The following is a 22708-nucleotide window of genomic DNA, read 5'->3' as shown; positions in this document are numbered from 1 at the left end:
GACCCGGGGTGAGCGGTCGGCTTAGCTGACCGTTAAGTAACCGGGCAACCGGTTCACCCCGGTGGGCCGCACTGGGCAGACTGTGGCAATGCCCGATGCCGAGTCATCCGCTCCCGCCGCCCGCCGTACCCGAATGCTGGTCGCGGTGCTCGTCGCGCTCGCCGTGGCGGTCGGGGTCGGCGCGTGGTCGCTGCGGGACCGGATCACCGGCGGCGGTGGCGCACCCGAGCCGGGAGACGTCGCCGTGTTCGGCGCGGCCGGCGACGCCGGCCCGGCGGGCGGCACGCCCGGCTGCGCCGGCCGGCCGGCCCGGGCTCCCCGTGAGCTGCGCGGCATGTGGATCACGACGGTGAACAACATCGACTGGCCGAGCCGGCGTGGGCTGCCCGCCGAGACGGTGCGGGCGGAGTTCCGCAGCTGGCTGGACCTAGCCGTGCGGCACAACCACAACGCGGTCTTCGTGCACGTGCGGCCGAGCGGGGACGCGCTCTGGCCGTCCCGGTACGCGCCGTGGTCGGAGTGGCTGACCGGGCGCCGCGACGGCCGCGACCCGGGCTGGGACCCGATGGAGTTCATGGTCGCCGAGGCGCACGCCCGCAACCTGGAGTTCCACGCCTGGTTCAACCCGTACCGCGGCGGGCAGCCGGCCACGGTGGGTGGGCCCGGCCCCAGGCTGGACCAACTCGCGCCGAACCACCCGCTGCGGCGGCACCGCGACTGGGTGGTCACCTATCCCAGCGCCGACCGGCCCGGCAGCCGCCTCTACTTCAACCCGGGCATTCCGGCGGCGCGCAGGTTCGTCGAGGACTCCATGCTGGAGGCGGTCCAGCGGTACGACATCGACGGGGTGCACTTCGACGACTTCTTCTACCCCTACCCGGAGGCCGGGCAGGACTTTCCGGACGACGCGACGTTCGCCCGGTACGGCCGGCGCTTCGCCGACAAGCACGCCTGGCGCCGGGACAACGTGAACACACTGGTCCGCGAGATGAGCGAGCGGATCAAGGCGATCAAGCCGTGGGTGAAGTTCGGCATCAGTCCGTTCGGCATCTGGCGCAACAAGCGCACCGACCCGGCCGGCTCCGCGACGGCCGGGTTGCAGAGCTACGACGACATCTACGCCGACACCCGGCTCTGGGTGCGGGAGCAGTGGCTGGACTACGTCGTGCCGCAACTCTACTGGCACGTCGGGTTCGACAGGGCCGACTACGCCAAGCTGCTGCCGTGGTGGGTGGCCACGGTGAAGGGCACCCGGGTGCAGCTCTACATCGGCCAGGCCGACTACCGGGTGGGTGAGCGCGGCGCCTGGCGCGACCCGGCCGAGCTGGACCGGCAGCTCGCCCTCAACCGCCGGCACGGCGTGAGCGGAAGCGTGCACTTCAGCGCCAGACAGGTGCGCGCCGACAAGCTCGGGGCGGTGAGCCGCTACCGCCGGGCGCACTACGCCGGCCCGGCGCTGATGCCCGTGATGGCGCAACTCCCGGCGGCGCCCCCGGCCGCACCGGCGATCACCGACGCGCGGCGTGCGGACGCCGGCGGGGTCGCGCTGAGCTGGCGCGGGGACGGCGCCACCAGCTTCGCCGTCTACCGCGTCGACGGTGACACGGCCCGGCTCGTCGGTACGGCCCGGGGGACCGGCTGGGTCGACCGCACCGCCCCGGCCGGCCGCCCGCTCTCCTACTGCGTGTCCGGACTGGATCGCAGCGGGAACGAGGGCGGACTCAGCGCGCCGGTCTCCGTCGCCGCGCCGTGAGGAATCGCCAGGCGTGTCGCCGGGCCGGGGCGGCGTGACTCCGACCGGTCTGGTGTGTCGGGTCACGCCGCCTCCGCCGCTATTCCGCGGACTGCGCGCGCTGCTGCTCCTGGAACTGCTCCACCGGCAGGCCGCCCCGGCCCCAGTTCTCGGTCTCGACCTCGTCGATGACGACGAAGGTGGACTCCATCGGCTTGTTCAGCACGTCGAGGAGCACCTTGCTCACGCCGTGGATGAGGGCCGCCTTCTCCTCGGCGGTCGGTGGCGTAGCTCCCTGGATCTGCTGCAGGTGCCGGCGCGGGTGCGATCCGCGACCGACTGACCGACTGACCGACCCGTGCCCGGTGCCCGCGCTCGGTGCGGGCGGGCGCACGCGTCAGCGGACCGTCCCGACGCGCTGGAACGCGCGGGCGAGCGCAGCGAGGTCCATGCCCTCGAAGTGGTCCAGGAACCGCCGGCGCACGCTGGCCAGATGGCTCGGCCAGGCCTGTTCCAGGCGGGCGAAGCCGGCGTCGGTGAGGACGGCGTTCCAACCGCGGGCGTCCTTCTCGCTCCTGACCCGCTGGACCAGGCCCTCGGCCTCCAGCCGGTTGATCGTGCGCGTCATCCCGCTCAACGACAGCTCGCAGGCGGCGGCGAGTTCACTCATCCGCATCTGCCGGTCGGGCGCCTCGGAGAGGACCCGCAGCGCATTGTACTCGGTGAACGGCAGTTGGTGCTCGCTCACCATGTCGGCGTCGATCACCCTGGGCAGGACGTAGATGACGCGGCCCAGGGAGCGAACCAGCGCCTCCTCCTCGGGGTTCAGGGGCTGCAGGGGCTCTGCTGGGGAACCGGACATGCCCACCATGCTAGTTGCTTGACGGAGCAATTCCCGGCGGCCCGGCGACGGCCGCTGTGATCGCAAACATAGGCGAGCCGGTTGCTTGACGAAGCAAACAATGGATAGCGTCTGCTTGACCAGTCAAGGACATTCGGAGAGGTAGCACCATGACCAGAATCGGGATCATCCTCGGTAGCACCCGCCCCGGGCGTAACGGCGAAGCCGTCGCCCGCTGGGTCCTCGAGGTCGCCAAGCAGCGTTCCGACGCGGAGTTCGAACTCGTCGACCTGCTCGACCACCAGTTGCCGCACCTGGATGAGGCGTACCCGCCGGCGATGGGCCAGTACACCCAGCCGCACACGCTGCGCTGGGCCAACACCATCGCGTCGTTCGACGGGTTCGTGATGGTCACCCCGGAGTACAACCACTCCACCTCGGGTGCGCTGAAGAACGCCATCGACTTCCTCTACGCCGAGTGGAACAACAAGGCTGTCGGGTTCGTCAGCTACGGCTCCGCCGGCGGCACCCGGGCGGTGGAGCACCTGCGGCTGATCGCCGGTGAGCTGCAGATGGCCGACGTGCGGTCCCAGGTGGCGCTCTCGCTCTTCACCGACTTCGAGAACTTCAGCGTCTTCAAGCCCAACCAGTTCCATCAGGACTCGCTCAACACCACGCTCGACCAGGTCGTGGCCTGGAGCACCGCGCTCGCCCCGCTGCGCGACAGCTGAACCACGCTGGACGGATTCGCAGATGGCCGCGGGATCCTCCCGCGGCCATCTGCCGAAGGCGCCGACGTCAGTGGTGGGCGTGCGGGTCGAAGCCGTCCGGCGCGCGGTCCAGGAACGTGGTGACCGAGCTGATCCGGCCGTCCGGGGCGAACACCAGCGTGTCGGTCCCGGCGGCGAAGGACTGCCCCTGCTGGACCTCGATCTCCCACCGCAGTCGGCCCCGGTCGTGGTGGATCTGCGGCTGCTCGCGACCCTGGAACACCGCGGTGCTCACGTGCCGGGTGAACTGGTCGTGAAAGTCGATCAGCGCCTGTCGGCCGGTCAGGACGCCGATCTCCGCGTGGTAGCGGATGTCGTCGGTGAAGGTCTCCACGGCGAGTCGCTGCTGCTGGTCGGGCTCTCCGGTGTTCCAGAACCGCACGTAACGGTCGACGGCTTCCGCATACCTGGCGCTGGAGCTCATGGCCGATCCTCTTCTCCACTGTCGATGGTCTGCTGCGGCGGCTGCCGCACCGGTACCGTGCGGCCCGGCCCCGGCCGGTGTCGATTACCTACGAGGTCATTGCCGGGCGGCGGTCACCTGGGTGAGGCTGGTGCCATGACCAGGACCGAGCCGGTGGGCGTGCTGATCCGGCGCTGGCGCGAGCGGCGGGGCCGGTCGCAGCTCGACGTGTCGTTGTCGGCCGACCTGTCCACCCGGCACCTGAGCTTCGTCGAAACCGGGCGCGCCAACCCGAGCCGTGGCCTGATCGAGCGGCTCTGCGACGAACTCGACGTACCGCTGCGGGAGCGTAATGCGCTCTATCTGGCCGCCGGGTTCGCGCCGGTGCACGCGGAGAGCGCGTTCACCGATCTCGGTGCGGCACGCGCCGCCGTGGCGGCGGTCCTCACCGGCCACGAGCCCAATCCGGCGCTCGCCGTCAACGTGCGCTGGGAGCTGGTGGCCGCCAACCGTGCCGCGGAGGCGTTCCTGCACGGCGTTCCGGAGGCGCTGCGTACGCCTCCGGTCAACGTGCTGCGAGCGACCCTGCACCCGGACGGCCTGTCCCGGCAGATCCGGAATCTGGCGCAGTGGCGTGCGCACGTGCTGCGCCGGATCCGCCGGCAGCTCGCCCGCACCGCCGCGGAGGGCCTGGCGGAGCTGCTGGTCGAGCTGGAGAGCTACCCGGTGCCGGAGGAGAGCGCGACGGGCGCCGGCGCGCCGCCGATGGAGGACCTGGTGGTCCCCCTGCGGCTGGCCACCGAGTACGGCGAGCTGGCGCTGCTCTACACGACGACGGTCTTCGGCTCACCGCGGGACGTGACGCTCGACGAGATCTCCATCGAGACGTTCTTCCCGGCCGACGCCGCGACGGCGGACACGCTGCGGGCCATGGCGTCCACCGCCGCGCAGGCGGCCGGGTCGTCCCTGACCGGGGCCGTGGCGAGCGGTATGCGCTGAAACGCCGGTCACCGCGGCACGTGCCGCCGGGTGAGCTGCCGTCGTCGGGGCGTCCGGTGCCGTGCCGCGGCGTCCTGTCCCGACGGTTCCGGACGTTCGACCCGGGTGGGGTTGCCGCGGACCAGCTCGCCGTGGATGCGCCAGCGGGCGGTGGTGAGATCGCTCCGGGCCGCCTCGTCGCCGTCCGCCAGGCGCTGACGCAGCAGCTGGAGGGCGGTGCGGCGGTTGAGGCTGAACCGCCGCTCGGTGTCGACCACGACCACCATGCCGGAGGGGCGGTGGGTGGCCCGTGCCGCCGTGCTGGCCTTGTTCCGGTGCTGGCCGCCGGGGCCGCCGGTACGGCAGGCGACGACGTCGACATCTGCCTCCGCGAACGTGCTGGCCGGCGGGTCGACCCGGCACGGCCGGGCGATGACGTACCAGTTCTTCCGGCCGGTGCTCGCCCGGTACGGGCTGGCGGCCTGCCAGCACAGGGTCCCGGTCCACGAGGCGGCGAACGGCCCGGCGCCGGCGCCGGAGATCCGGACCAGCACCGACCGGTAGGTGTCGGGCCGGTCACCCGGAACCGTCTGCACCCGACGGGTGGTCAGGCCCTGCCGGGTGGCGTCGGCCTCCAGCCGGCACAGCAACCGGCCCAGCGCCCAGGCACACTCCTGCGGGCCGCGCCCGGCGGACATCAGCAGGTGGACGCTCATGGCCGGCCGCGCCTGCGGCGGTCGTCCCGGCGGTCCGCCCGGGGCGTGGACCCGGTGTCGGGCGTCTTGTAGGTGACCAGCGGGACCGTGGTGGCCACGGGGGTGGCCAGCCCGTGGTCGACGAGGTCGATGATCACCTGCTCGATCCGCTTGTAGGCCGAGGGCGCCTCCTCGAAGAGCAGTTGCCGTTCGCCGCACACCACCACCGACCCCACCGGGGTGCGGCGCAGTTCCTCGACCGTGTGCTTGGCCCGACCCCGGCGCAGGGCGTTGGCGCGAGACATCTTGCGGCCCGCGCCGTGCGCCACGGAATGGTTGGCCTCCGGGCCGGCGTGGGCGGCCACCAGGTAGGAAGGGGTGCCGCGGGTACCAGCGACGAGCACGTCGCGGCCGTCACCCGGCGCGGCGCCCTTGCGGTGCAGGTACACCCCGTCGCGGATCTCGACCAGGTTGTGGCACTCGTCGACGATCGGCTCGGTGGGCTCGGCGCCGAGGGCGTGGGCCACCCGGGCGGCCAGCAGCCGCCGGTTGAGCGAACCCCACCGTACGGCCTGGTCGTGCATTGCCAGGTAGCCGGTGACGTCGGGAGCGGGACCCGCGCCGTGGACCTCGGTGTGGGCCCGCAGAATCCGCTCGCCCAGCCCTCGGGAGCCGCTGTGGACGACGAGCACGAGGTCACCGGCGTCGAGCCCGAGCCGGCTCGCGTGAGCCGGCTCGAAGACGGTCCCGATCCGCGCCAGCTCGACGAAATGGTTACCCCGGCCGACCGTCCCGAGCCCGTCGACGTGACCGGCGGGAACATCGCCCGCCACGACGGCCCAGGCCGGGTCGTCGGCATCCCGCTCCGGGTCCAGCGCCCGGTCGAGGTCGGGGAACCGGGCGGCGAGCTTCTCGGGTACGGCGCGCTTGAGCCTGACGGGGAACACGGCGATGCCGCAACCGATGTCGGAGCCCACCAGGAACGGGTACAACACGGTCGACGCCATGGCGGCGCCGATCGGGGCGCCCTTGCCGGGGTGCAGATCCGGCATGGCGGCGACATGGCGCATGCCGTCGAGGGCGGCCACCTGGTGACACTGCGCGAGGGCGGCGGACTCGATCCAGCTCGTGGGGGAGGCGAACACGGTGACGGTGGCCAGGGCGGACGGCGGCGGGGACTGCGGCCGGGAGTGGTGCTGGTACAACGACGCTCACTTCTGAACGAGTGTGGACGGACGGCAGCGCGGCACCGAACGGTGCCGTGCGGCGCGGGGGCAACGGGTGCTGTCCGTCAGAACGTCATGGACACCACCCTCCCGGAGCCCGCCGTCCCCGGCAAGCGACTTTCGGCCACCCGGGGCAGCGGGGGAGCCGTGGCGCGGCGTGAGCACGGGGCGAGGGAAGCCCGGCCGGCTCCCCTCGCCCCGTTGCCACCTCACCGGGCGACGCGCGGTGTCACGACTGCTTCGGTGCGAAGTGCAGCGCGGTGATTCCGCATTCGAACTGCCGCGCGGTGACGAGGCGCAGCCGCTGGTACGCGCCGTCGGTGGGGAACACGGACAGGCCGGCGCCGATCGCGGTCGGGTTGACGAACAGGTGCAGTTCGTCGAGCAGCCCCTTGGCGATCAGGTCGGAGGCGAGCGTGGCGCCTCCGTAGGTGATGATGTCCCCGCCCGGCCGGGCCTTGAGTTCGTTGATCGTCTCGGTGAGGTCGCCGCCGGCGACGACGGCGTTCTCCCAGGGCGACTCCGCGAGGCTGTCGGAGATCACGACCTTGGGCGTGTTGTTCATCCAGTCGATGGACTCCCGGGTCTCGCCGGGCGGGCCGGCTGCCCAGGCCGGGATGAAGCCCTCGGCGAGCCGGCGACCCAGCACGATGGTGTCGACCGGCTTGCTCAGCGCGTCGATGTAGGCGCTGATGTCCTCGGTCCACGGGAACGTCATCCAGTCCATCTCGCCGTTCGGACCGGCCAGGTAACCGTCGACGGTGGTCTGGACCTGCAGCTTGAACTTGCGCACGGGGTGCCTCTCTCTGGGTCAGTTGACGGGGTCGATGAGGGTGGTGACGTGGACGGCCGCGGCGAGCGCGGCCCGGTTGCCGGTGCGGGTGTAGACCTCGGCGGCGGTGTCGGTGAACTTGATGACGTGCTCGTCGCCGTGGCGGACCGCGCGGTCGACGACCTCGGCCGCCGCGCCCGGCCCCTCCGGCACGTCGGTGACCGGGGGCGCCGGCGGCCCGGCCGGCGGCGCGTAGGCGGCGGTGATGGCCGCTGTGGTGGTCCACATCGTGGTTGCGCTCGGCACCCACAGCTCGCGCGGCAGCGCGGGTAGCGTGTGCAGCACCGCGTTGGGCGCGGTCGCGGTGTGGACCAGCAGCACGGGGCTGGCGTGACCGTGCGCGAGGTACCGGACGGTGGCGGCGGTGACCAGGTCGGCCAACCGGGCGCGGGCCTGCTCCGGTTCAGCCGCCGGCCGCAGGGCCGCCACCGCGTCGGGCCACCCGGACAGCGCCGCGAGCTGCCCGAGCCGTTCGGCGACCCGACCGCGTTGTACCGGAATCCGGTGCATCGCGTCCAGGGCCGCGCCGGGGTCGAGGCGACCCGCGGGGTGGGCGGCCGGCGGGAGGCTCCGGTACCGGGCGGCCCAGAAGGCCAGACCGTGCGCCAGTTCGTCCAGCGTCTCCGGGTTGTCCGCGCCGGCGAGCAGCGCCCGCGCCGCGTGTCCCACCCGGATCACGCCGTGGGTGGTGCCCGCCAGGACGCCGGGCAGCAGGCGGGGCCACCAGGTGGCCAGCACCTCCCGCCACGGGCCCTGCGCGAGCTGCCGCCTGAAGTACGTGGTCCAGTCGCCGATCCGACGGCCGTCCCCGAGCGCCTCGGCCCAGCCCCGGTCGTCGATGGGGGCGGTCGGGGTCGGCAGGTCGTCGAGGCGGTCCAGGTAACGGTCCACCCAGCGGTCCACCTGTGCGGCGTAACCGCGCCGGATCATCACCTCCACCGCCATCGGGCCGTGGTTGGTCAACTGGTCCTCGCCCCACTCCGGCCCGCTCCGGTGCAGCCGTGCGTACGCCTCGCTGAGCACTCCGCCGGGCATCGGTCACCTCCATCTCCTGGTCGGTCCGGGATCCAGCATGCAGGCGGCGTCCCTATCGGACATCCGTGGTGAGCACGGATTCCACCACGGACCGGGCTCGGCGAGGATGGTCGACATGACGGGCAGCGACACCACGCCGGCGATCTCCAGACGGGAGGCGGACGTCCTGGCCGCGCTGGGCGAGCGGCTGACGAACGCCGAGATCGCCGCGAAGCTGTTCATCTCGGTACGGACCGTGGAGAGTCACGTCTCGTCACTGCTGCGGAAGTTCGGCGTCACCGACCGGCTGGCGCTGGCCCGCATCGCCCGCCCGCGAAGCCCGGCACCGGCCACCCTGCCCGGGCTGCCCGCCCCGAGGACCAGCTTCATCGGCCGGGCGCACGAGCGGGACGCCGTCCTCACCGCGCTGGACGCCGCCCGGCTGGTGACCCTGGTGGGCCCCGGCGGCGTGGGCAAGACGCGGCTGGCGATCGAGGTGAGTCGCGCCGCCCACCCCGGGTACGGCGGTTTCGTCGATCTGGTGGCCGTCCAGGCCGGCTTCGTCGCCCAGGCCGTGGCGACCCGGCTGGGGATCCGCGAAGGGCCCCAGCAGCCCCTGATGGACGCCATCGTCGACGACCTGGGCCACCGGCGGGCGCTGCTCGTGCTGGACAACTGCGAGCACCTCGTCGACGCGGTGGCGCAGTTCGTCGACCGGGTGCTGGCCGCGTGCCCCGAGGTGACCGTGCTGGCGACCAGCCGGCAACGGCTCGGCCTGCCCGGCGAGCGGACGGTGGCGGTCGGGCCGCTTCCCCTGGCGTCCGACGCCGAGCGCCTCTTCCAGGACCGGGCGGCCGCCGTCGACCCGGGACTGGTCGGCGAACCGGCGGCCGTCGCCGACATCTGCGCCCGGCTCGACGGCATCCCGCTGGCCATCGAACTCGCCGCCGCGCGCACCGCGTCCCTGGGGATCGACACCCTGCGCGCCGCGCTGAGCGACTCCCTCCGGGTGCTCGACGGTGGCCGGGGCCACGACCAGCGGCACCACTCGCTGCGCGCGGTGGTGGACTGGAGCCACGACCTGCTGCACCCCGGCGAGCAGGACATGTTCCGACGCCTGTCGGTTTTCAGCGGCGGGTTCGACCTGGTCGCCGCGGTCGCCGTCGCCGCGCCCGGCGACGCGCGGGCCGGCGGCCCGGCTTCGTCCGGCGACGTGTGGGCCGGCGGCCCGGTCACGTCCGGCGATCACCCTTCGGCGGACGCCGCCGCGTCCGTCGCCGACGTGCTCGGCCGACTGGCCGACCGGAGCCTCATCGTCCGCCATCGGGGACCGGCCAGCCGGTGGCGGATGCTGGAGACGATCCGCGCCTACGCCGCGGCGAAGCTGGCCGACAGCGGTGAGCAGGCCGCCGTACGCCGCCGGCACCTGCGGTGGGCGGCGCGGACCGCCGCCGCGCTGGCCGGCCGCATCGACCTCGCCGACGACCCGTTTGCCGACGAGTTCGACGTCGTCGCCGACGACCTGCGCACCGCGCTGTCCGCCGCGCCGGCCGGCCCCGACCCGGTCGCGCACCGGCTCGCCCGGTCGCTGGGCGAGCTCACCTACGCCCGCCGGTTCCTCCGCGAGTCCATCAGCCACTTCCGGCGCGCCGCCGACCACGCGCCGGCGGCGACCGCGGCGGCCGACCTGCTCACCGCGTCCGACGCGGTGTACACCATCGGGCACGCCAGCGGCGCGTTCGACCTGCTGCTGCAGGCCGCGGAGCGGGCCCGGGAAGCCGGTGACCGCCGCAGCGAGGCGATCGCGCTCGCTCGTGCCGTGGTCACGGCCCGCCGGTTCCCCTCCGGCTTCACCCACCCGGTGCCGCGCGACCGGGTAGCTCAACTCATCCGGGACGCGACGGCGGCCGGGGACGGCGGCGACGCGCTGGTGGCGGCCCACCTGGCCGCCGCGGCGGCCTGGAGCGGCAGCCCGACGCCGGCCGAGCCCGATCCGGCACTGACCGGACGGGCGGTACGGGCGGCCGAGTCCACCGGCGACCCGGTGCTGATCAGCGGTGGGCTCGACCTGGCCGGCACGCTGGCCGCCCGAACCGGTCGGCTGCGCGAGGCCCACCACATCGCCCGCCAACGGCTCGACCTGCTGGCGCTGATGCCCCGGCACCGGCCCGGGTACGCCGCGGAGGTCCTCGACATCTTCCACGTCGCCTGGCTCTCCGCGTTCGCCGCCGGTGACCTGCCGGCCGCACTGGCCACCGCCGAGAAGATCCTCGCCGACGAGGTGCTCGGCGCGCACCCGTACCGAGCCACCAGCAAGCTGGTGCCGACCCTGGTGATGCTCGGCCGGCTGGACGAGGCCCTCGACCACGCCCGCGCGATGTGGCACGGCTGGGAGGCGGCCGGGTGCCCGACCGCGGCGTGGATGTCACCGGGCGTCTCCGCCGTCGCCCTCGCCCACGGCCTGCGCCGCGACCTCGACGGCTACCGTCGCTGGCGGGCCCGCGCCGTGCGGGCCACGGGTGCCACCAACCCGGCCCTGGTGCAGAACAACGCCTCCTTCGCGGTCTTCGTCGACGCTCGCGTCGCCGCGCACAACGGCGAGTTCACCGGGGCCCCCGCGCTGGTCGAGCACGCCTTCGGCGACTTCCCACGTGGCCGGCACGAGACGTACGCCCGGGCCGCCGCCGCCGAACTCGCCGTGCTCGCCGGCCTCCCCGACGCGGACGACCGGCTCGCCGCGGCCGGCGCGGCGGGCGCCGAGAACGACTGGGCGGCCGCGTGCCTGGACCGCGCCCGGGGCCGGCGGCACGGCGACCGCGACTCGCTCGTCGCGGCCGTGCGCGGCTGGGAGCGCGTGGGCGCCCGCTTCGAGCGCGCCGTCACCCTGCTGCTCCTGCCCGAACGGGCCGCCGAAGGCCGGGCCGAACTCGACGACCTCGGCGCGTGACGGGAGCCGGCGGCGGCGACCGGATCACCTGACGATCCGGCTTCGGGGTCGGGGCCGACCGGGCCGGCGTGATTGGATGTGCGCCGTGCGGCTGTCTCCGGGGTCGGTCTGCTGGGCGGTGGTCGCCGGCGGGGCGGTGGTGCACGTGCTCGGCGCGCTGTCGGACGCGCCGGTCCTCGCCGGGCAGGCGACCGCGGTGGCCCTGGCCGGCCTTGCCGTGATCGTGCTGCTCCGCGCCGGGCGGGGCCGTCTCGCGGTGGCGGCTGGCACCGGGCTGCTCGCGGTCGACGCCGTGCTGTCGAGCCGGGACGTGGGCGGGCCGAGGTACCTGACGCCGTTCTACGCGCCGCTGAGCCCGGCGCGGCCGTACTCCCTCGGTGAGGATCTCGCCTGGCTGGGTGAAACGTTGTCGGCGCAGCTCACCCAGCACTGGTCCGCGTTGCTGGGGATACCGCTGATCTGTGGCGGCACCATCGTGACGCTGGCCGACCGGCCGCGGACCGACGCGCGGTGGCCACGGTGGGCCGCCCGGGCCGCCGTCGCCGGGGTGGCGGTCATCCTGCTCACCGGGATCGGCGGAGGGAGCCTGACCCGTCGACTGGTCGAGCTCGGCGCCCAGCTGCCGACCGTGGTGACGGTCGCCGGCGGGCTGACGGTGCTCCTGGTGGCCGCCGGCCGGACGTGGCGCTCCGGCGTCCCGGCCGTGCTGGGCGCCTCGCTGCTGACCGCGGCCCTGCTCACCGCCGACCTGACGTCGGCGGGGCCGGTCCGGCCCGTTGTCCTGCACGAGTTCCACTCGTACGCCGAACCCGCGTTCCTGGAGCCGGGCTACCGGATCGAGACGGCGGCCGCGGTGGCGGTCGGCCGGGGCCTGCCGCCCGGCCTGGTCGCGGCGCCGCTGCTGGCGCTGGTGCTGATCCTCGCGCTCGCCCTGCTGGTGCGCGCGGCGCCGAACCGGGAACCCGGCCCGCGGGGCGACGGTCCTGGCGGCCTGCAAGGCGTCCCACCCGAGCAGTAGCGCCGACCACCGTGGACGGCAGGTCCGGCCCCGATCGACGGCGATCGACGGGAGCGCCGGGCGGACCTAGCATGTGGGCGGATGGATCTTCGCGATCCCCCTGGCCGATCCCGGCCACCAGCCCGACCGAAGGGAGACGCCCGTGCGTCGATCCCCGCATCTGGCACTACTCGGCGTCGGCATGGCCGGCGCACTGGTCCTGGCCGCCGCTCCGGCGGCAGCGGCGGCCCAGCCCGCCGCCGGCACGCCACCGGGCATCGTGGTCAGTGACGGCATGACCCAACCGGTGTTCTCGCTCGCGGACGCGATCGAGGAGCGGGTGTACGTACGGACCACGGTGGACACCGACCACGACGGCCGCCGGGACCGGGTGGCGATCGACATCTCCCGGCCCCGGGAGACCGCGACCCAGGGCTTCAAGGTGCCGGTCATCTTCGAGCACAGCCCGTACCGGAAGAACGTCTGGGGCGACGTGCCGTACCCGAGTGTGCTGGTGGACGAGCTGCCACAGAACGGCGTGACCGACCGCGCGGGACTGCGGGCGCTCGACAGGGGCGTCCAGCGCGCGGTGGCGAAGGCCAACCTGCCCGGCTCGCTGGACGACTACTACGTGCCGCGCGGGTATGCGGTGGTGCTCGGCCAGAGCGTCGGCACGGGCGACTCGGACGGCTGCCCGACCAGCGGCGACCAGGCCGAGACGCTCGGCACCAAGGCGGTCATCGACTGGCTGAACGGGCGGGCGGAGGGGTACGACGCGAGCGGCGCCCCGGTCACCGCCGACTGGACCACCGGCGCGGTCGGCATGACCGGCGTCTCCTACAACGGAACCCTGCCCAACCAGGTGGCCACCACCGGGGTCGAGGGGCTCCGGACCATCGTGCCGGTCGCCGCGATCAGCAGCTGGTACGACTACTACCGGGCCAACGGTCTGGTGGTCGCCCCCGGGACGTTCCAGGGCGAGGACACCGACGTCCTGGCCCGGTTCACCGCCGGCCGGGCACGCGCCGAGGGGCCCTGCGCCGACGAGATCGCCGAGCTCACCGAGGAGCAGGACCGGGTCACCGGCGACTACTCGACGTTCTGGCGGGATCGCGACCACCTCGACGCCCGCGAGGTGGCGGCGAGCGTCTTCGTCGTGCACGGCCTCAACGACTGGAACGTGAAGACCGAGCACTTCGCCGGCTGGTGGGACGAGTTGGCCCGGCGTGACGTACCGCGCAAGATCTGGCTGCACCAGGGTGGGCACGGCGGCCCGGGCAGCAGCGCGTCGGTGACCCTGCCCGACGGCCGGACGTGGACCTACAAGCAGACCGAGAACCGCTGGTTCGACTACTGGTTGTGGAACGTGCGCAACGGGATCATGGACGAGCCGACCGCGGTGCTGCAGCGGGAGGACCGGGTGTACACCACGTATGCCAACTGGCCCGACCCGGGCGCCCGCGAGGTCGCGCTGAAGCTCGCCGCGACCAGCGCCACCGACCCCGGCACGCTCACCGCCGGGAAGCGGCCGGGGGTCAAGGTCGAGCAGGGCTTCGTCGACCAGGGCCGGACCATCCACCCGGACACCCTGGTGGCCGACCCGGACGCGGCGAGCCCGAACCGGCTCGCCTACCGGTCCCCGGTGCTGGCCCAGGCCGTCCGGATCTCCGGGCGCCCGGAGATGCGACTGCGGATGGCGATCGACAACAAGCCGGACGCGAACCTCACCGTGTACCTGGTCGACTACGGACCCACCGGATCGACCGCCGCGCCGAGGGTGGTGACCCGGGGCTGGATGGACCCGCAGAACCGCAAGGGCCCGTCCCGCACCGAGCCGGTGCAGCAGGGCAAGCTGTACGACTACCGGTGGACCCTGGAACCGAAGGACTACGTCTTCCCGGCGGGGCACCGGATCGGCGTGGTCGTCTTCTCCAGCGACCAGGAGTACACCCTGCTGCCGCTCGGCGGCACCGAGCTGCGGGTCGCGCCGAACCACAGCGAGTTGCGGCTGCCGGTGGTCGGGGGGAGGGCCGTCCTCGGGTTCTGAGCCGTCCCGGTGACGCTGACCGGTGGCTCCGGCTGACTCCGGGAAGTGCGCCGATCGGTAGGTGGGGCGGCCCGACGCGTCGGGCCGCCCCACCTACCGGTCATCGACGTCCAGCTCTGCGCCGCCGGCCATCCCCTGCGCGACCGCACGGCAGCGCGCCGGCCCGGCACGACCGCGGTGGTCCCGCGACAGGCGTAGGACCTGCCGCCGGGAATGTTTCGCCACTCGTCGGATGATCGGCCGCGAGCCGCACCGTAGCGTCGGTGCGATTCACCTCGCATCCGCCCGACTACCGCACGTGACGGCCGGGCGGGCGGGCGCCGCGCACGAGCGCGGCGGACCGCTGCGGCGGTCGTGAGCCGGCGCTCCATGCTGTCTTTCCCGTCCCCCGAAGGAGCAGCGGTGCCCCTATCCTCCCGTCCAGCCCGTGGCCGACGAAACGCCGCCTTGCTGCTGTCCACGACCCTCGTCGCGGCCCTGACACCGTTCACCGCGACACCCGCCGGTGCCGCCCCGGACGGGGCCGGCCCGGCGAACCGGCTCTTCCTCACCGGCCCCAACGACGGCGCGCCCGACGACATCGCCGTCAGCTACCTGCGGGCTCATCCGGCCGAGTACGGCGTCCGCGACGCGGACCTCACCGACCTGGCGGTGGCCTCCAGCTACCGCAGCCGGCACAACGGAGTGACCCATGTCAACCTGGCGCAGCGCCACCGGAGCCTGGAGGTCTTCGGCGCCACCGCCACCGTCACCATCGCCCGCGACGGCAGTGTCGTCTTCGTCGGCGACACCCTGGTGTCCGGCCTCTCCGACGCGGCCTCCGGCACCGCGTCCCTGGATCCGGTCGAGGCGGTGGCGGCGGCGGCCGACGGCCTCGACCTGGCTGACCCGACCAACCCGCGGGTGATGAGCCGCAGTGGCGGCCCGGCCCAGCGCACCGTCGTCTCCGGCAGCGGCATCTCCGACCAGCCCATCCCGGCGAAGCTGGGCTGGCAGCCGACCGCCGACGGGCTGCGCCTGGCCTGGCAGTTGGTGATCGACGACTCCGCCGACGTGCACCTGTGGAACGCCACCGTCGACGCCGAGACCGGCGAACTGCTGGGCGCCGACGACTGGACCCACCAGGACAGCCCGACCGACCTGGCCAGCACGCTGGGCCGCCGGGAGCAGGCGGCCCCGACCGTGACCGCCGCGAACGTCCCGACCCCGAGGGTGACCCCGCCGGACCCGGTCGACGACGGGTCGAGCTACCGCGTCTTCGAGTTCCCCAAGGGCGACCCGAACGACGGGCCGCAGAGCCTGGTGACCAATCCGGCGGACGGGACCGCCTCGCCGTACGGCTGGCACGACACCGACGGCACGCCGGGCGCCGAGCACAGCACCACCCGGGGCAACAACGCGCACGCCTACACGGACAAGGACGCCAACAACCAGGTCGACCCGGGCAGCGCGACCGAGGGCGGAGCCGGTCTCACCTTCAACGTCCCGGCCGACCTGAACGAGCACCCGCAGACCTACGCCCCGGCCGCGGTGGTCAACCAGTTCTACTGGTGCAACATGGTCCACGACCTGACCTACCGGTACGGCTTCGACGAGGCGTCCGGGAACTTCCAGGTCAACAACTACGGGCGGGGTGGCGCCGGCGGCGACGACGCGCAGTGCGAGGCGCACGACGGCTCCGGCCAGAACAACGCCAACTTCTCGACGCCGGCGCTGGACGGCGGTCGCCCGCGGATGCAGATGTTCCTCTGGCCGGGCAACCAGTTCGGCCTGCCGAACGCCGTGACCATCGGCGCCGGGACCGCCGCCGGCACCTACGAGGCGGAGTACGCCCGGTTCACCCCCGCGCCCACCAGCGCCGGCTTCGCCGGCGAGGTGGTGGCGGTCGACGACGGAGTCGGGGCGACCGGCGACGGCTGCACGGCCTACAGCCTGCCCGGCGGGGCGATCGCCGTGGTCGACCGCAGCAACGGTTGCAGCTACCACACGCAGGTGGTCAACGCCGAGGCGGCGGGCGCCGTAGCGGTGGTGGTCGTCAACAGCGTCGCGGGCGCCCCGGTGGTGATGAGCGGCTCCATGAGCCCGGCGGTCGGCATCCCCGCGGTGATGGTGAGCCAGGCCGACGGCAACCGCATCAGGGCGGGACTGCCCGCCGCCGGCCGGGTGCACCGCAACCTGGACCGGCCGGCGATGCGGGACGCCTCGTTCCGCTCCGAGACGATCTTCCACGAGTACGGCCACGGCGTCTCCAACCGGCTGACCGGTGGCCCGACGGTCAACTGCCTCACCGGCGAGGAGCAGATGGGGGAGGGCTGGAGCGACTTCCTCGCGATCACCTCGCTGCTCAACCCCGCGATCGACGACCCGGAGGGCGCTCGCGGTTACGGGCAGTACGCGCTTTTCCAGGACAGCCGGGTGGGCGGCGGGATCCGGCCGCGGCCGTACTCGCGGAACATGGAGATCCAGCCGTTCACCTACGACAGCATCAAGACCGGCGGCTGGTTGGAGGGGACCTCCCTGACCGCCCCGCACGGCATCGGCCACGGCTGGGCGGCGATGCTGTGGGACCTGACCTGGGACCTCGTCGACCGGCACGGGTTCAACCCGAACGTCTACGAGTCGTGGCGCACCGGCGGCAACAACCTCGCCCTCCAACTGGTCGTCGACGGCCTCAAGATGCAGGGCTGCCGCCCCGGTTTCGTCACCGGTCGGGACGCCATCATCGCCGCCGACGCCGTTCTCACCGGCGGGGCGAACACCTGCACCATCTGGGCCTCCTTCGCCCGCCGCGGCCTCGGTCACAGCGCCGTCCAGGGCACCACCGGTCGCAACGACAACACCGAGGCGTTCGACACCCACCCGTCCTGCCGCGGTGACTTCACCGGCCTGGCCGGACAGCCCGCCCTCAACACCGTCAGCGCCGGCGACGCCGTGCCGATGAGGTTCGCGCTCGCCACCAACCGGGGCCTGGACATCCTCGCCAGCGGCTCGCCCTACTCCCGGCTGGTCGACTGCGACACCCTGGCGACCGTCGGCCCGGACGGCGCCGTCACCCCGCGGCCCATCCCGGTCGCCGCCGCCAACCCCGGCGGATCGGCGATGTCGGTCAACGCCAACGGCCAGTACAACTACCCGTGGAAGACCGACCCGGCCTGGGCCGGCACCTGCCGCGAATTCGTCCTCACCCTCGACACCGGATTCCAGTACCGCGCGTACTTCGCGTTCACCAGCTGACCGGTGACGCTCCGGCACCGGCCGGAGGGGTGTCCCGAACAGGGGATGCTCCCTCCGGCCGGTGCGGCGTCAGACCGCCGGAGCCAGGAACTCGGCGAGGGGGTCGACGAGCCGGGCCGGGGCCCGGTTGACGCCGTCGTGGCCGGAGCGTGGCACCGGCAGCACGCGCATCCGCGGCATGACCGGTGCCAGGGCCGCCGCGATCCTCGGGTAGTGCGGTGGCCCGGCCTGCCCGTAGGCGAACAGCACGTCGGCGGTGACACCCGCGTACTGGTCGGGCGGGCCGTCGTGGGCGGCGACGAGATCGGTCTCGTCGAGGGTGATGCCGAGCAGCTCGCCCATCTGGCGGCCGATGGGGGTGCGCAGGAGCAGCCGGCAGATCGCGGTCTGCACGCCGAGCGGCAGCCGGGACGCCGGCAGCTGCGGGTTGCCGGCGGCGCCGACGATGGCCAGCGCGCGTGCGGTGTCGCCGGCCGCGAGGGCCGCCCGCGCCGCCGGGACGAAGGCGCCGGACATGATGCCGTCGACGGACACCGCCGGGTCGTAGAGGGCGAGCCGCGCGATCGGCAGCGTGAAGGCCGCGCGAAGCGCGATGAACCCGCCGGAGCTGTGCCCGAGGACGGCGCGGGCGCCGGTGTGCGCGAGGACCGCGCCCAGGTCCTCGATCTCCTGCGCCACCGTGTAGGGCTCGCGGCGGGCCGGGGCGTCGGCCCGGCCCCGGCGGTTGTAGAGGTGCACGGTGCAGCGGTCGGCGAGCGCCGCCGCCAGCCGGCGGTAGGGCTCGATGGTGACCCCGCCTCCGTGGACGACCACGACGTCCGGGCCGGTGCCGGTGGAGTGCAGGACGAGCTTCTCGCCGTCCGGCGCGAGGATGCGTTCCATCAGGTTCCGCCTTCCCGGGTCGACCCAGAAACTGCGAACGGTGTTTGCAGTTTACAGTAGATCGGTGAGCAGAGCAGCCCCCGGTCGCGGTCAGCGCGAGTCGATCTTCTGGCGACCGCAACGGGGCACCCGAGGGCCCTCGCCGGCGCACAGCCGCGACGACATCGTGGTCGGGGCGATCGCGATCGCGGACGCCGACGGGCTGGCGGCGGTGTCGATGCGGGCGGTCGCCACCCGACTGGAGACCGGGGCCGCCTCGCTCTACCGGTACCTGTCCTCCCGGGACGACCTGCTCGACCTGATGGCCGACCGGGTGGCCGCCGAGCTGCGGCCGTACCCGGAGTCGGACGGCGACTGGCTGGACGCGATGCTGCGGATGGCCCGCGCCCAGCGGGCCGTGCACGAGCGGCACCCCTGGCTGTCCGAGCTGAGCCAACGGGCATCCGCCATCGGCCCGGAGGCCCTGGCGTTCTTCGACGCCTGTTTCCGGATCATGGAGCCGGTCCCGGCGACGCCGATGGCCAAGTTCGAGGCGATCGGCGTGATGAACGGGATCTCCATCCTGTTCGCCCGGAAGCGGACGGCCGGTGAGGCATTCACGTTCGCCGGCGTCGACGTCACCCCGTACCCGCATCTGGTGGCGGCCCTCAGCCAGCCGCCCGCCGAGGCCCCGGCCACCGACCTCTTCGACCGCGCCCAGCGGAGCCTGCTGCGCGGCCTCCTCGCCACCGACCCCGCCTGAGCCGCCGTTGGTCGGCCGCGGCCAAGCGGACGGGCGCCGCTGCCCCGCGCCCGGGGCGAGAACCGGGTCCGATCGCGATCTCGCCGCTGGTCACGCCGTTCCTGCGCGACACGGTCGTCGATGCGCGCGTGGCCCGGGCCGGCATACTCCGCCGCCCATCCGGGTAGAAGCATGTCACTGCGTCGCAGTGGCTGGCGGCAACGTCGCCCGGCTGGCTCCAGCGGATCGACCCCGACCTGACCGCTGGCGGTGCGACGTGCGGAAGAGCAGCGGATGAAGGAGGGCCACCATGCCATTCCACAGCGGATTCGTTCGTCGACCGTCGGCGCCGGCCGGAGTGCTCCGCAGGCGGCACGGTCCCACCGACCATCGGGTCCGGTGATGGTCATGTCTGCGCTGACCACCACCCGGCGGGCGCTCGCCAGCCCCTCGATCCCCCGCGAGTACGTGGTGTACCTCCAGGCCAAGCTGCTGGAGGCGGAGGCCAGCCTGGCGGCGATGAGCGAGCGGTACGACCGGACCAAGGCCCGCTTCGACCGTTGCTGCGCGCGTCGGGGCATCACCCCGGACGAGGACATCGTCAACTACATCAACTCGAAGAGCATGAACCCGGAACTCAAGTTCTGGTATTCGAAGGTCGAGCACTTCCAGCGCGAGGTCGCCGCCTACGGGGCGGCGCTGACCGGGCTCGAGGCCGCGCACCGGATGCTCGGTCCGGGCCGCGGCTACGGCGTACGGTCGGAGAACCGACGTGGCAACGGCAGGGTGGCCTGAGTCGCCCGACCCGACGGGTCGCGGCACGGCGAGGGACTCCGGTGGCGGCGGCTCGCACCGACACCGGAGACCTCACCGCTGGGCCAGCGGTGACGCGGCCGGGTCACCCGGTCAGTGGCAGGCGCCGGTGCCGCTGTCGGTGTAGCTCTGCCCGGCCACCGGCACGAACTGCCAGTCGTAGCTGTCGGCGTGCAGGGTGAACTTCAGCACGCCGTACGCCGTGCTGTTGCGCGCCTCGCTGTTGGGCTGGATGGTGCCGAAGCTGTAGTGGCTGGCGCCGCCCATCCCGGCGACGAAGCTGCGCATGCCCCGGGCGGCGTCGTGGCCACCGGCCGGGTTCATCGGCGCGAACCGCTCGTAGACGTGGTTGTGACCCCAGACCACGACGTCCGCGTTGTGGTCGTAGAGCGCCTGGTAGAGCGGACGCGTCGAGGTCGACGGCGCGTGGTTGGAGCTGGACGTGAAGAGCGGGTGGTGCCAGTAGGCCAGCGTGCACGGCTTCGTGCTGGCCGCCAGGTCCGCCCGCAGCCACTGCTCCTGGGCCGAGCCGGCCGACATGCTGATGTTCGAGTTCAGCGACACGACGTGCCAGTTGCCGAGGTCGTAGGAGTAGTAGCCCCGGCCGCTCGGGCCGGCCTGCGCGCCGAAGTAGCTGTAGTACGGCGCGGCACCCGAGGTGTTGTAGTCGTGGTTGCCCGGCGACGGGCGGGTGCGCGCCTTGTGCCGGCCCCAGGTGGGGGCGTAGTAGCTGCTGAACTCGGACGCGGTGCCGTTGCTGTAGACGTTGTCGCCGGTGGTGAAGACCGTGCCGGAGATGGTGTCCAGCAGCGCCGCGGTGGCGCTGTCGCCGGAGCCGGAGTTGGCGATGTCGCCGGCCCCGACCAGGACCGGGTCGCCGGACGGCGGCGTCGTGGTTCCGGTAGTGACCACCAGTTGCGGCGCGTCGGCGCCGCTCTCCCGCGAGTCGTAGTACGCGCCGTCGGTGCTGGCGGAGGTCGCACCGAAGCTGTACGTGCCGTTGCCGGTGACCCGGGCGGTGACATCGACCTCGTACCAGCCGTCGCTGCTGACCGCGCCGATCGAGCCCATCGTCGCGCCGTCGATGGCCGGCTGGTTGTTCCAGGTCGTGCCGGTCTCCGACCAGGTCGTGTCGGACATCGCCCGGAACGTGCCGCCGGCGTTGCTGCCGGCGTTGCCGCTGATCGCGCGCAGCCGCAGCTTGGCGCTGGTGACCGCGCCGCTGACCCCGCTGACGGCGAAGCGCAGGAAGATCCGCCGCACCGGCGAGTTGTCGACGACGACCTGCGTCGACGTGCCGTAGTTGGTGGACGCGGCGTCACTCTGGACGTAGGTGTCGGCGACCGGCTTGAAGGTGGCGGTCGCCGCGGCCGCCGAGGTCGCGCCGGTCCCGACGACGGTGGCGGTGGCGGCGACCAGCACCGCGACCGTCCCGATCGTCACCGGCGGACGAGAGAGTCGAATGCCCATCCAGGAGCCCTTCTCTGGGGGTGTGTTGGGAGCGGATGGAATGTAGGAAGGTCGATGGACCGGCCGGCTACGCCCGGGTGAACAGCGCGTCCTGGTAGGCAAACTCCTCGATGTTGCCGAGATGTTCACCCCGCGCACGTCCAGTCGGCACGCGCGGTCCGTTGTGGCGGGTCCGGCCAGGACGCACGATGGCTGACCGTCAGCCGCGATCCGAAGGGGACGCTTGTGTACCTGTCGACCGTCTCCCGACCGGCGACCGATCCGCCCGGACCCACGCCCGACCGGCGGGGCCGCCGGTTCACCCTGGTCAGCGGCAACGTCGTCGCCCTCGGCACGGTCAGCCTGGTCACCGACGTCTCCGCCGAGATGGTCACCGCCGTCCTGCCGCTCTACCTGGTGCTCGGGCTTCACCTCAGCCCGCTGGCGTTCGGGGTCGTCGACGGCGTCTACACCGGCGCCACCGCGCTGCTGCGGATCGTCGGCGGGTTCGTCGCCGACCGGTTCCGGCGGCGCAAACTGGTCGCCGGACTCGGCTACGCGCTCTCCGCGGTCGCCAAGCTCGGCCTGCTGCTCGCCGGCCGCTCGGTGCCCGCGATCGGCGCGGTCATCGCGGTCGACCGGCTCGGCAAGGGCGTGCGCACCGCGCCGCGCGACGCTCTCATCACGCTGTCGACGCCGCCGGAGTCACTGGGCCGGGCGTTCGGGGTGCACCGGGCGATGGACGGTGTCGGCGCGTTCCTCGGTCCGCTGGTGGCGATGGCGGTCCTGCTGGCCGTCGGCCAGTCCTACGACGCGGTCTTCGTCGCCAGCTTCTGCATCGCGGCCCTGGGCGTCATCGTGCTCGTCCTGTTCGTCCGCGAGTCGCCGTCCGGCGAGGGCCCGTCCGGCGAGCGCCGGTCCGGCGGGCGGCGGTCCGGCGAGGGCCCGTCCGGCGGGCGGCCGGCGGGCGCGGCGTCGCGCGGTGCCGGCGGTGGGAAGGTCGCCGTCCGCGAGGCGCTCGGCCTGTTGCGCGACCGGCCGGCCCGGCGACTAGACGAGTAGTTCCGATGTCAGGGGTCGATGTCTGGGTATGAAGAGAGGGCATCCAGGATCATGTTGTGACGCAA

Annotated in this window: 19 protein-coding genes; 10 read left to right on the top strand and 9 right to left on the bottom strand. The window is 73.3% G+C overall.

Translation table 11 applies throughout. The features are described from left to right. Nucleotides 1-88 precede the first annotated feature (88 nt). Nucleotides 89-1753 (top strand): glycoside hydrolase family 10-like protein, encoded by a 1665-nt coding sequence (locus AC1WTP_RS26600; protein WP_481652005.1) that lies wholly within the window; start codon nt 89-91, stop codon nt 1751-1753. A gap of 79 nt (nt 1754-1832) precedes the next feature. Here AC1WTP_RS26600 and AC1WTP_RS26595 read toward each other — a convergent pair whose 3' ends face one another. Beyond that, nucleotides 1833-2126: a tautomerase family protein gene (locus AC1WTP_RS26595; RefSeq protein ID WP_481652004.1), complete on the bottom strand. Its 294-nt coding sequence runs from the start codon at nt 2124-2126 to the stop codon at nt 1833-1835. A 3-nt stretch (nt 2127-2129) separates the two neighbouring features. Continuing rightward, a complete protein-coding gene (locus AC1WTP_RS26590) occupies nt 2130-2594 on the bottom strand; it encodes a MarR family winged helix-turn-helix transcriptional regulator (protein WP_481652003.1) in 465 nt (154 codons plus the stop codon). A 149-nt stretch (nt 2595-2743) separates the two neighbouring features. Between AC1WTP_RS26590 and AC1WTP_RS26585 the strand changes: the two genes are divergently transcribed. Continuing rightward, the gene (locus AC1WTP_RS26585; protein WP_481652002.1) at nt 2744-3304 is read left to right on the top strand and encodes an NADPH-dependent FMN reductase; all 561 of its coding nucleotides are present in this window, start codon (nt 2744-2746) and stop codon (nt 3302-3304) included. A gap of 67 nt (nt 3305-3371) precedes the next feature. Here AC1WTP_RS26585 and AC1WTP_RS26580 read toward each other — a convergent pair whose 3' ends face one another. Then, complete coding sequence (locus AC1WTP_RS26580; protein WP_481652001.1) at nt 3372-3767, bottom strand: nuclear transport factor 2 family protein; 396 nt, start codon at nt 3765-3767, stop codon at nt 3372-3374. A gap of 135 nt (nt 3768-3902) precedes the next feature. Between AC1WTP_RS26580 and AC1WTP_RS26575 the strand changes: the two genes are divergently transcribed. Next, entirely contained in the window at nt 3903-4745 is an 843-nt protein-coding gene (locus AC1WTP_RS26575; RefSeq protein ID WP_481652000.1) for a helix-turn-helix domain-containing protein, read from the top strand. Between the two features lie 8 nt (nt 4746-4753). On the opposite strand, the gene prfH is transcribed toward AC1WTP_RS26575, so the two are convergent. From prfH to AC1WTP_RS26555, 4 genes are all read right to left on the bottom strand, one after another. Then, nucleotides 4754-5440, bottom strand: coding sequence for a peptide chain release factor H (gene prfH, locus AC1WTP_RS26570; RefSeq protein WP_481651999.1), 687 nt, complete (start codon nt 5438-5440; stop codon nt 4754-4756). Further along, a complete protein-coding gene (locus AC1WTP_RS26565) occupies nt 5437-6624 on the bottom strand; it encodes an RNA ligase RtcB family protein (protein WP_481651998.1) in 1188 nt (395 codons plus the stop codon). Before AC1WTP_RS26565 ends, prfH begins: the two co-directional genes overlap by 4 nt. A 250-nt stretch (nt 6625-6874) precedes the next feature. Continuing rightward, nucleotides 6875-7438, bottom strand: coding sequence for a dihydrofolate reductase family protein (locus tag AC1WTP_RS26560; protein WP_481651997.1), 564 nt, complete (start codon nt 7436-7438; stop codon nt 6875-6877). Nucleotides 7439-7456: 18 nt separating this feature from the next. Further along, nucleotides 7457-8512, bottom strand: coding sequence for a questin oxidase family protein (locus AC1WTP_RS26555; RefSeq protein ID WP_481651996.1), 1056 nt, complete (start codon nt 8510-8512; stop codon nt 7457-7459). A 115-nt stretch (nt 8513-8627) separates the two neighbouring features. Between AC1WTP_RS26555 and AC1WTP_RS26550 the strand changes: the two genes are divergently transcribed. The 4 genes from AC1WTP_RS26550 (at nt 8628) to AC1WTP_RS26535 (ending at nt 17716) form a co-directional block, all read left to right on the top strand. Further along, a complete protein-coding gene (locus AC1WTP_RS26550; RefSeq protein ID WP_481651995.1) occupies nt 8628-11438 on the top strand; it encodes an ATP-binding protein in 2811 nt (936 codons plus the stop codon). A gap of 85 nt (nt 11439-11523) precedes the next feature. Continuing rightward, nucleotides 11524-12456 carry a hypothetical protein gene (locus AC1WTP_RS26545; protein WP_481651994.1) on the top strand — a complete coding sequence of 311 codons (933 nt, stop codon included), beginning with the start codon at nt 11524-11526 and terminating at the stop codon, nt 12454-12456. A gap of 142 nt (nt 12457-12598) precedes the next feature. After that, nucleotides 12599-14482 carry a Xaa-Pro dipeptidyl-peptidase gene (locus AC1WTP_RS26540; RefSeq protein WP_481651993.1) on the top strand — a complete coding sequence of 628 codons (1884 nt, stop codon included), beginning with the start codon at nt 12599-12601 and terminating at the stop codon, nt 14480-14482. Nucleotides 14483-14929: 447 nt separating this feature from the next. Further along, complete coding sequence (locus AC1WTP_RS26535; protein WP_481651992.1) at nt 14930-17716, top strand: M36 family metallopeptidase; 2787 nt, start codon at nt 14930-14932, stop codon at nt 17714-17716. A 69-nt stretch (nt 17717-17785) separates the two neighbouring features. Here the strand turns inward: AC1WTP_RS26535 and AC1WTP_RS26530 are convergent, their stop codons facing one another. Next, entirely contained in the window at nt 17786-18598 is an 813-nt protein-coding gene (locus AC1WTP_RS26530) for an alpha/beta fold hydrolase (RefSeq protein WP_481651991.1), read from the bottom strand. A gap of 64 nt (nt 18599-18662) precedes the next feature. Here AC1WTP_RS26530 and AC1WTP_RS26525 point away from each other — a divergent pair, with 64 nt between their 5' ends. Together AC1WTP_RS26525 and AC1WTP_RS26520 are read left to right on the top strand one after the other, a co-directional pair. Next, nucleotides 18663-19340, top strand: a complete 678-nt coding sequence (locus tag AC1WTP_RS26525) for a TetR/AcrR family transcriptional regulator (RefSeq protein WP_481651990.1) — start codon at nt 18663-18665, stop codon at nt 19338-19340. A gap of 387 nt (nt 19341-19727) precedes the next feature. Further along, on the top strand, nt 19728-20114 hold the full coding sequence (locus AC1WTP_RS26520; RefSeq protein ID WP_481651989.1) for a hypothetical protein: 387 nt from the start codon (nt 19728-19730) through the stop codon (nt 20112-20114). Between the two features lie 111 nt (nt 20115-20225). On the opposite strand, the gene AC1WTP_RS26515 is transcribed toward AC1WTP_RS26520, so the two are convergent. Then, nucleotides 20226-21575, bottom strand: coding sequence for a CBM96 family carbohydrate-binding protein (locus AC1WTP_RS26515; RefSeq protein ID WP_481651988.1), 1350 nt, complete (start codon nt 21573-21575; stop codon nt 20226-20228). Between the two features lie 252 nt (nt 21576-21827). Between AC1WTP_RS26515 and AC1WTP_RS26510 the strand changes: the two genes are divergently transcribed. Then, nucleotides 21828-22643, top strand: coding sequence for an MFS transporter (locus tag AC1WTP_RS26510; protein ID WP_481651987.1), 816 nt, complete (start codon nt 21828-21830; stop codon nt 22641-22643). Nucleotides 22644-22708: the final 65 nt, after the last annotated feature.

Source organism: Micromonospora sp. R311, from assembly GCF_056780015.1.
The sequence above is the reverse complement of the archived record's forward strand: the minus strand, read 5'-3'. Positions and strand labels throughout refer to the sequence as shown.

Excerpts from the sequence above, each read along its gene's own strand:
- AC1WTP_RS26575 (WP_481652000.1), top strand. The coding sequence starts at position 3,903 with ATGACCAGGACCGAGCCGGTGGGCGTGCTGATCCGGCGCTGGCGCGAG.
- prfH (WP_481651999.1), bottom strand. The coding sequence starts at position 5,440 with ATGAGCGTCCACCTGCTGATGTCCGCCGGGCGCGGCCCGCAGGAGTGT.
- AC1WTP_RS26600 (WP_481652005.1), top strand. The coding sequence starts at position 89 with ATGCCCGATGCCGAGTCATCCGCTCCCGCCGCCCGCCGTACCCGAATG.
- AC1WTP_RS26530 (WP_481651991.1), bottom strand. The coding sequence starts at position 18,598 with ATGGAACGCATCCTCGCGCCGGACGGCGAGAAGCTCGTCCTGCACTCC.
- AC1WTP_RS26520 (WP_481651989.1), top strand. The coding sequence starts at position 19,728 with ATGTCTGCGCTGACCACCACCCGGCGGGCGCTCGCCAGCCCCTCGATC.
- AC1WTP_RS26585 (WP_481652002.1), top strand. The coding sequence starts at position 2,744 with ATGACCAGAATCGGGATCATCCTCGGTAGCACCCGCCCCGGGCGTAAC.
- AC1WTP_RS26580 (WP_481652001.1), bottom strand. The coding sequence starts at position 3,767 with ATGAGCTCCAGCGCCAGGTATGCGGAAGCCGTCGACCGTTACGTGCGG.
- AC1WTP_RS26590 (WP_481652003.1), bottom strand. The coding sequence starts at position 2,594 with ATGTCCGGTTCCCCAGCAGAGCCCCTGCAGCCCCTGAACCCCGAGGAG.
- AC1WTP_RS26550 (WP_481651995.1), top strand. The coding sequence starts at position 8,628 with ATGACGGGCAGCGACACCACGCCGGCGATCTCCAGACGGGAGGCGGAC.
- AC1WTP_RS26555 (WP_481651996.1), bottom strand. The coding sequence starts at position 8,512 with ATGCCCGGCGGAGTGCTCAGCGAGGCGTACGCACGGCTGCACCGGAGC.